The 9587-nt window shown below is 66.4% G+C and carries 13 protein-coding genes and 1 pseudogene; 4 read left to right on the forward strand and 10 right to left on the reverse strand.

Features of this window, described 5'->3' with window-relative positions; genetic code table 11:
* Nucleotides 1-713: 713 nt before the first annotated feature.
* From QT17_RS06200 to QT17_RS06235, 10 genes are all read right to left on the reverse strand, one after another.
* The gene (locus QT17_RS06200; RefSeq protein WP_052155178.1) at nucleotides 714-1454 is read right to left on the reverse strand and encodes an ATP-binding protein; all 741 of its coding nucleotides are present in this window, start codon (nucleotides 1452-1454) and stop codon (nucleotides 714-716) included.
* A gap of 92 nt (nucleotides 1455-1546) precedes the next feature.
* Nucleotides 1547-2179: a hypothetical protein gene (locus tag QT17_RS06205; RefSeq protein WP_135344080.1), complete on the reverse strand. Its 633-nt coding sequence runs from the start codon at nucleotides 2177-2179 to the stop codon at nucleotides 1547-1549.
* On the reverse strand, nucleotides 2142-2357 hold the full coding sequence (locus QT17_RS06210; protein ID WP_039457888.1) for a hypothetical protein: 216 nt from the start codon (nucleotides 2355-2357) through the stop codon (nucleotides 2142-2144). The genes QT17_RS06205 and QT17_RS06210 overlap by 38 nt, the downstream gene beginning before the upstream one ends.
* Nucleotides 2354-2683, reverse strand: a complete 330-nt coding sequence (locus tag QT17_RS06215; RefSeq protein ID WP_039457891.1) for a hypothetical protein — start codon at nucleotides 2681-2683, stop codon at nucleotides 2354-2356. The genes QT17_RS06210 and QT17_RS06215 overlap by 4 nt, the downstream gene beginning before the upstream one ends.
* A gap of 2 nt (nucleotides 2684-2685) precedes the next feature.
* On the reverse strand, nucleotides 2686-2937 hold the full coding sequence (locus tag QT17_RS06220) for a hypothetical protein (RefSeq protein WP_081995788.1): 252 nt from the start codon (nucleotides 2935-2937) through the stop codon (nucleotides 2686-2688).
* Nucleotides 2938-3204: 267 nt separating this feature from the next.
* Entirely contained in the window at nucleotides 3205-3720 is a 516-nt protein-coding gene (locus tag QT17_RS06225) for a Rad52/Rad22 family DNA repair protein (protein WP_039457897.1), read from the reverse strand.
* Nucleotides 3721-3834: 114 nt separating this feature from the next.
* Nucleotides 3835-4020, reverse strand: coding sequence for a hypothetical protein (locus tag QT17_RS06230; RefSeq protein ID WP_014511372.1), 186 nt, complete (start codon nucleotides 4018-4020; stop codon nucleotides 3835-3837).
* On the reverse strand, nucleotides 4014-4163 hold the full coding sequence (locus QT17_RS14020) for a hypothetical protein (protein WP_200883384.1): 150 nt from the start codon (nucleotides 4161-4163) through the stop codon (nucleotides 4014-4016). The genes QT17_RS06230 and QT17_RS14020 overlap by 7 nt, the downstream gene beginning before the upstream one ends.
* A complete protein-coding gene (locus tag QT17_RS14025; protein ID WP_200883385.1) occupies nucleotides 4160-4327 on the reverse strand; it encodes a hypothetical protein in 168 nt (55 codons plus the stop codon). The genes QT17_RS14020 and QT17_RS14025 overlap by 4 nt, the downstream gene beginning before the upstream one ends.
* 60 nt (nucleotides 4328-4387) lie before the next feature.
* Entirely contained in the window at nucleotides 4388-4693 is a 306-nt protein-coding gene (locus QT17_RS06235; RefSeq protein WP_039457899.1) for an SWIM zinc finger family protein, read from the reverse strand.
* Nucleotides 4694-4857: 164 nt separating this feature from the next.
* Between QT17_RS06235 and QT17_RS06240 the strand changes: the two genes are divergently transcribed.
* The 4 genes and pseudogenes from QT17_RS06240 to QT17_RS06250 form a co-directional block, all read left to right on the forward strand.
* A complete protein-coding gene (locus QT17_RS06240; protein ID WP_039457901.1) occupies nucleotides 4858-6324 on the forward strand; it encodes a hypothetical protein in 1467 nt (488 codons plus the stop codon).
* A gap of 265 nt (nucleotides 6325-6589) precedes the next feature.
* Nucleotides 6590-8065 carry a radical SAM protein gene (locus tag QT17_RS13300; RefSeq protein ID WP_014632236.1) on the forward strand — a complete coding sequence of 492 codons (1476 nt, stop codon included), beginning with the start codon at nucleotides 6590-6592 and terminating at the stop codon, nucleotides 8063-8065.
* Entirely contained in the window at nucleotides 8058-9254 is a 1197-nt protein-coding gene (locus QT17_RS06245; RefSeq protein ID WP_003043751.1) for an MFS transporter, read from the forward strand. Before QT17_RS13300 ends, QT17_RS06245 begins: the two co-directional genes overlap by 8 nt.
* 72 nt (nucleotides 9255-9326) lie before the next feature.
* Nucleotides 9327-9587 (forward strand): annotated as a pseudogene (locus QT17_RS06250) (hypothetical protein); the annotation flags it as partial.

The raw sequence follows: 9587 nt of genomic DNA on the forward strand, positions 1-9587 counted from the left end.
GGATTTTATGGATATTGGGAACGATAACTCCTCGCAACACGCCGGAACCACGCAGTGGTGCACTCAGGCCACCCTCGGGGGTGGAGCGTGCGGCTGGGCTTGTGGTAGGCGGAAAGGCGGGCGTCTCCAAGAGGCGCCGCCACACCCCGCGGGAAGCGGACCTGTAGAGCCTTCAGCGCTTCCGAGGACCAGCGAAAAGAGGGCGCCTGCGGCCTTGCGGACCATCCGGCTTCGGCTCAGGAGGTCCAGGACCAAGCTCTTGGGGGAAAGAGGAGCCGGGCGCGCACCGGCTCCAGGCCGGAAGAGAAGCTGGTCGTGGAGGAGGATGACCAGGAGCGGTCCTCAAGCTCCCCAAGGCGGCCTACCGTTATCCCGTGGTGCGGCGGGGCGACAGGCTGGAAGCCTTCGTGGTCAAGGTGGGAAAGCGGGTCTACAGCCTGGGCGTCCTCCTCAAGAACCGGCATGGGCCCTTGGGGAAGGACGGAAGTGAAGGCGGCGGTAAGCGGCCCCGGGTCGCCTGGGTTTCTTGCCGGATAACCGGCAGGAACCCCTTCCTTTTGAAGGGAGGGCCGCAGTCCTTGGGGAAGGGGTAGGTGCCCGAAAGGCTTCTCCGCCCTTTCTAGTACCGATGAATTTCCAAGAAACTGCAGGGCGGGGCAGTGGGGTCTCTTTTTCGCGAAACGTAGCTTTCGCGCATGCCCTCCACCCCTCCCCTAGCCCGCCCTCCGCCTCCGGTCCGGCCCCCGCACCTCCACGCTCCGGTTCACCCGGGAGAGGAGGGCCTCGGCGTTCTCCCCAAGCCGCCTCGCCGCCTCCTCGGGGGGGTAGTTGGAGGTGAGGAGAAGGTCCAGGCTTTTCCGGTGGGCCGCCTCCACCAGGCCGAAGAGGACCTCGGCGGCGAAGGGGGTGAGCCGGGCCTTGCCCAGGTCGTCCAGGACCAGGACGTCCACCTGGTCCAGAAGCCTCGGGGCCTCGGGGTCTTGGGCCTCGAGGCGGGCCCGCTCGTAGAACTCCCACTCGGAGAGGAAGAGGGCCCGCTTCCCCTCCTGGGCCTTGCCCCAGGCCGCCCGCACCGCCAGGTGGGTCTTGCCCGTTCCCGGGGGGCCGAAGAGGTAGAGCACGCCCCCTTCCCTCTGCCACCCCACCACGGCCTCGAGGACCTCCCGCCTCCCCTCCCAGGGCCTCTCCAGGTAGCCCCGGTAGGCGGGGGGGAGGCTTTCCCGGTAGACCCGGCTCCAATACCACCGCCGCCAGACCCTCCCCACCTCGGCCAGGTACCGCTCCGGCTCCCGGTAGGCGCACTCGCAATCGTGCTCGATGCGGTGGGGGGCCCGGAAATCGTACCCCCGGAGGGCGGGCGCCCCGCACAGAGGGCAAGGGGGAAGCCCCGGGTCGTGCTCCACCCCCCGCGCCTTCAAGGTCTTCAGGATTTCCTCCACCTTGCTCCGGTCCACTCCCTCGCCTCCTTTTCCCGAAAACCCCGTCTAGAAGCCTCCTTGACACACTTGTGCCACCGGTTGTGCCACCACTTGTGCCTGCAAAGCTTCTAGAAGAGCAGGACCTCTCCCCGCTCCTCGTCCGGTGAGGGTCTGGCTTTGGCGAGGAGCTTCTTGGCGTAGGGGAAGGGCTCCCGGGCGTGCTTGGCCGCCTCCCGTAGGGCCTCCTCCACCGCCTCCGCCCCGAGGGTCTTGGCCCAGGCCCTGACCTCGGGGAGCCAGAGGATGAGGGCGCTGGCCCGCCGCCCCTCGGGGTAGGCCAGGGCCGCCTCCGCCGCCCGGAGGAGCACCCCGGGGTGGGAGGCGGCCAGGGGCTGGGCCTCCTTGGGAAGGCGCTTCCCCACCTGGAGGAGGAGCCCCCGCACGTGGGGGTTGGCCTCCGCCAGGGCCTGGACGGGGCTCGGCTCCTTCCTCTTGCTCCGCTTGGCCTTGGGCTCGGCGGGAGCCTGGCGCTCGGCGGGCGGGGCCTTCTCCAGGCTGAGCCGGGCCACCCCGTCCTCCACCACCAGGGCCCCTTCCCTCTCCAGGGCGGGGATGACCCGCTCCAAAAGGTAGCGGAGGGTCCGGGGCCGCTCGGCGAGCTCCAGGGCCAGGGCCTTCAGGTCCTTCGGCCCCTCGTAGTAGAGGACGAGGAGGACCCGCTCCCTAAGCCCCATCCACGGGAAGAGCTCCCTTGGGGCCATCCTCTTCCTCCACCAGAAGCCCCTTGATGAGGAGGGTGTCCTTGAGCTCCAGGAGGGAGATGTGGGCGGCCACCAGGAAGGCCTCCACCGCCTTTTCGTCCCTCTCCTCCAGGGCCCGGAGGGCGGCGAGGAGCTCCACCTCCAGCTGGACCAAGGCGAGGGTCAGGGCCCGGCTCACAACCGCACCCCCTCCGAGACCAGGCGCACGAGGAGGCCCACCTCCTCCGTGTAGGCCCGGGCGATCTCCAACTCCGCCTTGGCCCTCTGGTAGCGCTCCTCGGCCTCGGCCAAGGCCCGGTAGAGCTCGGCGTAGAGGGCGCGGGCCTTGGCCTCCCGCTCCTCGGCGTTCTTGCCCTGGACCTCCCCGGAGAGGAGGCCTTGGGCGATGCGGGCCTCCAGGGCCTCCTTCGCCTGGGCCCGCTCCAGGGTGGCCTCGAGGGCCTTCTCCAGGGCCTTCCGGTACCGCTCAAACGCCCGCTTCACCTCGTTCTCAAGCCCAAGCATGCTCACCTCCACCGCTCGCGCACCACGTCCCTCACCACCACCTGGGTCACGTAGTCGTCCTCGGAGAGGAGGTCGTTCAGGATGCTCCTCACCAGTTCCTCCACGTCCCCCTCCGCCTCCAGGACCACGCTCCCGATGGGCGTGTGGAGCTCCACCACCACCCGGCCCGCCTCGGGGTAGGGGGTGCACTCCAGGCCGTGGGCCTCCAGGACCTTGAACCGCTTCTCGCCCTTGTAGCGGATCAGTACCCGCATCTTCACCTCCCTCCTTTTCCCGGGGGGGGCTTTAGCCCCCCCAAGCCCTCACGCCGCCAGAAGCTCCGGGAAGAGGGGCACCCTCGGGTCCCCCCTCGCCCCCTCCTCCGCCGCCTCCCGCCACCCGGGGGGAAGGGGGAGGGGTCAAGCGCTTCAGCGCCTCCTTGAGCCTCGAGGCCTCTACCTTGGTCCTCTCTGCCGTGAGCATCCTCCACCTCCAAAGGGAGACCGAGGGGTGGGCCCTCCCACCCCCCGGCCCTCCCTCGCCTACCGCTTCACCGTCTCCCCGTTGGCGTTGAGCCGCACCACCTCAGGGAGGGGCTTCCCCGCCGCCACCGCGTCCGGGAGGCCCTTCAACCTCTCCAGGACCTTGAAGGGGATGTAGCGGTGCTCCCCTTCAATCACCACCCGGGGGTAGCGGTAGAGCTCCCTGCCGATGCCCCACGCCACCGCCGCCCGCTTGAGCGCCCCGGAGATGCCCCCCTTGAAGGGCTCCATGTCCGTGGCCCCGGAGCCGTCCTGCTTCTCCACCCACTCCCCGGTCTCGGGGTTCTTGATGGCGATGCTGGCGATGACCCCGTGCTCCTCCCCCACCTGGGCCGGGGTGTAGCGCACCTGCCACCCGAAGGGCCCGAAGGCCTCGTCAAGCCGGGCCATGACCGCCCGGGCGTCGATGAAGGGGGCGATGGTGGTCTGCCCGTTCTTGCTGGAGATAATCTTCCACTCAATCTCCTCCGCCGTGAGGGGCCGGGTGAGCCTGGCAATCGCTTCCGCTACCGTCATCCTTCACCTCCTTCGCTTCCTTCCGGGGGGGCTTTGGCCCCCCAAGCCCTCGGTCTTAGCTACACGGGAGGGGGAGGAGGGGGTGGGTGTGTAGCTAAGACAACCCCCTCCCGCTCATTCCCGTGGGGCCTCTGCCCCCTGGCTCTCCTCCCCAAAGAGGTCCCGGAGCCACCGGTAGCGCTCGGGGTCTTCCTCTCCGGGCCTGGCCACGAGGCCCGTCTCCTCGAGGAGCCCCACCAGGAGAACGAGGGCGAGGAAGGGGCCCACCAGAAGGCCGAGGAGCAGAAGGAGCTCTACCACGGCCTCCTCCCCTTCAGGGCTCGCCTCGCCCGCCGTTCCCGCCGCTCCCGGGGGAAGGCCCCGGGGTGGAAGGGCGCCCGGAAGGACCGATCTTTGCGGATGGCCTCGAGGGCCAGGGCCTGAAGCTTGGCGCGAAGGCTCATGCCGCCCTCCTCAAGTAGGCGAGGACGAAGGCCCCCTGGACGAAGAGCAGGACCGGGACGGCCCAGGCCAGGGGCAACGGGGCCCCCTCCTGCCACCGAAGGACGAGCCAGTAAGCGGCCAGAATGTTCCCCAAACCCGCCAAGTGCCTGACAAACCTCCACATGCTTCCCTCCAAACGAAGCCGAGGGGCGGGTCTTCCCCGCCCCCCCTGCCCTTCTTCGCCCTAGGCCACCGGGCGCTCCGCCGCCCGCGCTTCCGTCCGGGCCTGAGCCCGCTCCCGCTTCTCCCGGAGCCAGAGGGAGAGGACCACGGCCACCTGGTGCTTGCAGGGCCGGGTCTTCCCCTGGGCGTAGGCCGGGCAGGTGCAGGTCTCGGCCTCGAGGTCCACGAGGTAGCGCTTCCTCGGCTGGCTCTCGCTCTCCACCACGAAGAGCCCCTCCATCCCCGCCACGGGGTGGACCTTCCCGAGGAGCGCCTTGGCCTTCTCCAGCTTGCCCAGGGTCTGGAAGAGCCTTTCCTTTAGAGGCATCGTCTACCTCCTTCGCCGCTTCCCGTGGGGCCGCTAGGCCCCCAGGCCCTCGGTCTTAGACACATGAGAGGGGTCAAAGAGGGAATGCAGTCAAGACACCACCGAGGAAGGCCCAGGGTGCCCACCGCAGGGCCAGGTGGACGGCAAACGAGTAGACTGGCCCCATGGAACCCCACCCCCTCCGCCTCCTGGAGGAGGGCAGGGACCGGGAGGCGGAAGCCCTCCTCCAAACCCCCCAAGAAGGCCTCCTGGAGGCCGAGCGCCTGGCCCTCCTGGGCTTTCTTGAGGGGCGGAAGGGGGACCTTCGGGCCTACCGCACCCTGGCCCTGGAGGCCGCCCGAAGGGCCCAGACCCCCTTCACCCTCTACCACCTGGGCCTGGCCCTGCCCCCAAAGGCGGGGGCCTTGGCCCTGGAGGAGGCCCTCCACCGCTTCGGGGGGAACGCCAAGGGGGAGGCCCGGCTCCACCTGGCCTTGGCCATCGCCCTGGAGCGCCTGGGCCGGCCCGAGGCCCTGGCCCACGCCGCCCTCGCCCGCCTCAAGGACCCCTCCCCCTGGACCACCCTCCACCACCTGCGCCTGGAGCTCCTCTTCGGCACGAAGCCCTTCCCGGAGGTCCTGGAGGAGGCGGAGCCCTTCCTGCCCCACCCCTTCCCCGGGGTGCGGATGCTGGCGGGGCACACCCTGGCCCTGACTCACCTCCTCCGGGGAAGCCCAAAGCGGGCCAAAAACCTCCTCCGGGGCCTCCTCTCCCTCCTGGAGCCGCAAAGCCTCGCGAGCTTCCTCGTCCTTGGGGCCTTGGCCCTAGACCCCCCCGAGGTCCGGCTCCTCCTGGAAGGGGCTAAAGCCTTCCTCCCCCGGGAGGGCTGGCCCTGGGGGTTTTACCTCCTGGCCCGGGGGCTTGGGGAGGGGGATGAGGCCCACCTCCTCGCCGCCCACGGCCTCCTACGGGAGGACGGAGCCCCCTACGCCCTCCTGGCTGAAGCCCGCCTGAAGGCCCTCGGGGTGGAGGTGGAAGCCCGCCTGGCCCCGGGGCTCGCCCCCGCTCTCCGCCCGGAGGCCCGGGCCCTCCTTTTGGGAGAGGCCGGAACCCCTCTCCTTCGCTTCCTCGGGGGAGGCCCCCTCCCCTCCCTGGGCCCCCGGGGCACCGAGGCCCTGGCCCTCCTCCTCGCCCGCGAGGCAGGCCTTTCGGGAGAGGCCCTGGGGGAGGCGCTTTACGGGGAGCCCAACCCGGGGGCCCTGAAGGCCCTCCTCCACCGCCTGCGGGAGAAGGGCTTCCGCATCTCCTGTGCCCCTTACCGCCTGGAAAACCCTCCCCCCTCGGACCTGAGGGCCTTCCTCAGAGCCCTCTCCCGGGGGGACCTGGAGGAGGCCCTGGCCCTCTACCAAGGCCCCCTCCTTCCCTGGAGCCAGGCCCCGGGGGTGGAGGAACTCCGCCTGGAGCTGGAGGAGGCCCTGAGGCAGGCGGTGTTGGCCCAAGGGGACACGGAGAACCTCTTCCTCCTGGCCGAGCGCCTGAAAGAGGACCTGGAGGTCTGGGAGGCCCTCCTGGAGAGGCTATCCCCCGAGGATCCCCGCTACCCCATCGCCCGGGCCCGGGTGGAGCGGCTTCGCCGGGAGTACGGGGTGTGAACCGGGAGGGAAGCAGTCGGGACTCCAGCAGGCCAGGGAAGGGGCGGGACCAGGGCCTCTTAGAAGGGCCAGGAGAAGCCATCCCACGAGGAGAACCCAAGGCCACCTGTGCCTCATGCTTCCAGGGTGCCAAGGGGGAGGTTACGCGGGGAGTCCAAGGTTACGCGAGGTTACGCAGGGGCCATCGTTGGGAAGAGCTTCCACGTAACCTGGACGTAACCTCCCCCCTGCTACCCTGGGGCTAACCCGTAAGGGGGTGGAAGAAATGCACGAGAGGGGTTTACAACTTCCAAAGGTCGTAGGCCAGCAGCATGATTTCCTGATGGTTGCCATTGATACAGGCAATTTTATATTGGCTTACGAGGAGGACCTCGAAGAAGGATTAGGCTCGGAATACGAAAGGCTTTGGGTCGAAGACGTGCCCCTTGTCCTTGCCAGCGACGCTAGCGTTGTCCTACGCAGAGAGCGGTTCGGGGGAATACTCTACGGCTTTAAGAGGGGCATTTTTCTCAATCAGGAAGCCTTCGACCTTGTTAGATCCTTTGTAGTTGCTACTAGGCCATCGCTGGCCCTCAAGCAAGTTCTCAAAGAAGGAGGCTTAAGTGAAATTACCAAGGGATTTGTAGAGGCAGCGGGGCATTTAATCCTTTACTTGATTGCCGAGGGATACCTTCGCCCTTCTCAAGAAGGGCTGGAATCTAAAGCTTTGTTCCTAGACGATCAACACTTCTCCGATGACCGGTACTATAGGCCTCTATCCATGGAAATCGAGCTCACGAATAGGTGCTATAGGCGTTGTGCATACTGTGCATACGAATCCGGCCCTGAACCCAAAATACCTCTTCGGGAAGAGCTGACTTTCGATGAGTGGGGATATATCTTGGATTCCATAAGAAAGGAAGGGGTCTTCTACCTTGAATTCACAGGAGGTGATCCACTGAGTAGGCCAGATGGATTGGAGATCATCCGCCTAGCGGACGAGCTAGGGTTTAGCGTTCAAGTTAACACCGACTTGTCCGTGTTGCGAGATAGCGACTTAGATAAGATTGCGTCCACAAAAAATCTGAACTTCGTGGGTACCACTTTAGACGGATCTAGTCCGGATAGCCACGATTTGCTTCGGGGTAAGGGGGGATTTAAGACTACCTTGCGGCAGATAAGTCTCATTGCCAAAGCCGGTATCCCTCTGGCTGTCTTCACGGTAGTTCACAAGAAGAACTACACTGAGATTAGAAAGATAGGTGAAATCGCAACACAAAACAACGCTATGTATGGGATTGCGCCCATGTATCCCGCAGGGCGCGGGGCAAGCTTGAATCATCTCGTTCTTAGCCAGGAAGAGTGGGACTTCGCTGTAGGGGAATACATGGACATGGTTAGATTAGGTGCGATTAAGCCCCACCAAAGGCTGTGGTATAAGCTTTCTAGAGAACTTAGATCGGAAAACCCGGCCCGCGATCAGATATGGCTTACCTCTAGGGGTAATCGTGCTCTTCGCGTAGATCCGAGGGGTAATGTCTACGTTTCTGCCAAATTGCGTGAGTGGCGGCCCAGGTATTCGTTCTTCGGCAACCTTCTAACGAGCACTTTAGCCGACATTTGGGAGAATTCGCCTCTACTGCAAGAGCTACGGAAAATACCTGTTCAACCGAACTTCTTTGATGCCGTGGACATTCGGACTATCCCCAATTACACCAGCGAAATCCCTCTAGCTGATGGCTCAGCGTCCCAGCATGGCTAAGGATTTAACTCCGCCCTCGGGTACCTTCTCCTTCTTCCTCCTCGCCTTCCTTCTAACCCTGACCGGCCAGGGCCTGGTGGTGGCGGGCCTATGGCGGTTCCTGGAAGCGGGAGCCTCGGGGCTACAAACTTCGGTCCTCACCCTGGTTCAAGCCTTAGCGAGCATCCTGACCCCCTTTCTCCTCCAATCCTGGCTTGAGACCAGGCCCCAAATGGTGCTCCGCCTCCTCGCCTTTGGCCTTGGGGTAGCGGCCCTCCTCGCCCTGGGAAGCCCTGGCCTTAGCACCTTTCTTCTCCTTTACGCCGCCTTGCTCGCCCTCTTCCTCTTCCTTACGGCTGCTCTGGCCATCTACGGCGTTTTACTGGGAAGCGCCCTGCCCCGCCTCTTCCCTAAGGAGGCCCTGTCCCAGGCCAACGCCCGCTGGGAAATGGCCAATACCTTGGGCCTGGTCCTGGCCCCCCTCATAGGGGGCTTTGCCGTGGACCGCCTGGGGCCCTACGCCCTTCCCCTCTTCGCCCTTCCTCTGGGGGTGGCCCTGGTCCTCCTCCTGGGCCTGAAGGCCCCTCCTCCCCTAGGCCCTTCCGAAGGGAGGCGGAAGGCCTTTGGGGGTGTACCCTTGGGTGTTCTCCTCCCCGTTGCTCTACCTGCCCTTCTCCCTGCCCTGGCCCTCACGGGGGGCGGGGTCCTCACCGCTCTTCTCTTCCACGACCTCAAGCGGCCCGAGGGGCTAGGTATCGCCTGGGCGGGCTTTAGCCTGGGGGGCTTCCTTGTGGCCCAGGCCCTTACCCGCGTCTCCCTCCCCCCGGTCCTTGGCCTCCTCGGGGGGCTTGGCCTCCTGGGCCTGGGCAACCTGGGGAACGGCCTCCTCCCTTACCCCCACCTCCTCCTCGGGTCTTTGGTCTCGGGGGCGGGGGTTTCCGTGGCCCGGATCGCCTTCCGGACCTTCCTCCAGCGGCTTGCCCCCCCGGAGACCCTGGTGGGCCTCTTTGCCTACGTCAACGTCCTCACCCAGACGGCCCGGGTCCTGGGCTCCCCCTTGGGCGGGGGGCTTGGGGACCTCCTGGGGCCCAGGGGGGCCTTCGTGGCCTTTGGGAGCGTTTTCCTCCTGGCCTCCCTTCTCTTTCCCCCTCTCCTCCGCCTCTCCCAAAGGGTTCTCTCCCCTCGTGGTGACGCCGAGGGGCGTGGGTGAGGCCCTCCTGGGCTCCACGGGCGGTATTCCCCTGCTGCTACTCTGGGGCTAACCCGTAAGGGGGTGAAGGAGATGCTCAAGGAAGTGCAGGAGGTCAAGGTCGGCGGCCGGACGCGGCGGGTCCACGTGAGGCCCTTCGCCTGGAACCTGCACGCGCCCACCCACATGGAGTGGACCCCGGACGGCAGGCTCCTGGTGGTGGAGCGCACCACGGGCAAGGTGAAGGACGTCACCAAGGGCGGGGACATGGAGGAGGCTAAGCCCTTCGCCTGGGGGCTCCAGGGGCCCTCCAGCATGTGCCCGTTGCCCGACGGCAGGATTATTCTTTCAGAG

Origin of the sequence: Thermus sp. 2.9 (assembly GCF_000794385.1) — a bacterium.
Classification (GTDB): domain Bacteria; phylum Deinococcota; class Deinococci; order Deinococcales; family Thermaceae; genus Thermus; species Thermus thalpophilus.

What these genes read in the sequence shown, in the direction of transcription:
- QT17_RS06205 (WP_135344080.1), bottom strand. Translation starts at nt 2,179, where the DNA reads ATGGCCCCAAGGGAGCTCTTCCCGTGGATGGGGCTTAGGGAGCGGGTC.
- QT17_RS06215 (WP_039457891.1), bottom strand. Translation starts at nt 2,683, where the DNA reads ATGCTTGGGCTTGAGAACGAGGTGAAGCGGGCGTTTGAGCGGTACCGG.
- QT17_RS06220 (WP_081995788.1), bottom strand. Translation starts at nt 2,937, where the DNA reads ATGCGGGTACTGATCCGCTACAAGGGCGAGAAGCGGTTCAAGGTCCTG.
- QT17_RS06225 (WP_039457897.1), bottom strand. Translation starts at nt 3,720, where the DNA reads ATGACGGTAGCGGAAGCGATTGCCAGGCTCACCCGGCCCCTCACGGCG.
- QT17_RS14020 (WP_200883384.1), bottom strand. Translation starts at nt 4,163, where the DNA reads ATGAGCCTTCGCGCCAAGCTTCAGGCCCTGGCCCTCGAGGCCATCCGC.
- QT17_RS14025 (WP_200883385.1), bottom strand. Translation starts at nt 4,327, where the DNA reads ATGTGGAGGTTTGTCAGGCACTTGGCGGGTTTGGGGAACATTCTGGCC.
- QT17_RS06235 (WP_039457899.1), bottom strand. Translation starts at nt 4,693, where the DNA reads ATGCCTCTAAAGGAAAGGCTCTTCCAGACCCTGGGCAAGCTGGAGAAG.
- QT17_RS06240 (WP_039457901.1), top strand. Translation starts at nt 4,858, where the DNA reads ATGGAACCCCACCCCCTCCGCCTCCTGGAGGAGGGCAGGGACCGGGAG.
- QT17_RS13300 (WP_014632236.1), top strand. Translation starts at nt 6,590, where the DNA reads ATGCACGAGAGGGGTTTACAACTTCCAAAGGTCGTAGGCCAGCAGCAT.
- QT17_RS06245 (WP_003043751.1), top strand. Translation starts at nt 8,058, where the DNA reads ATGGCTAAGGATTTAACTCCGCCCTCGGGTACCTTCTCCTTCTTCCTC.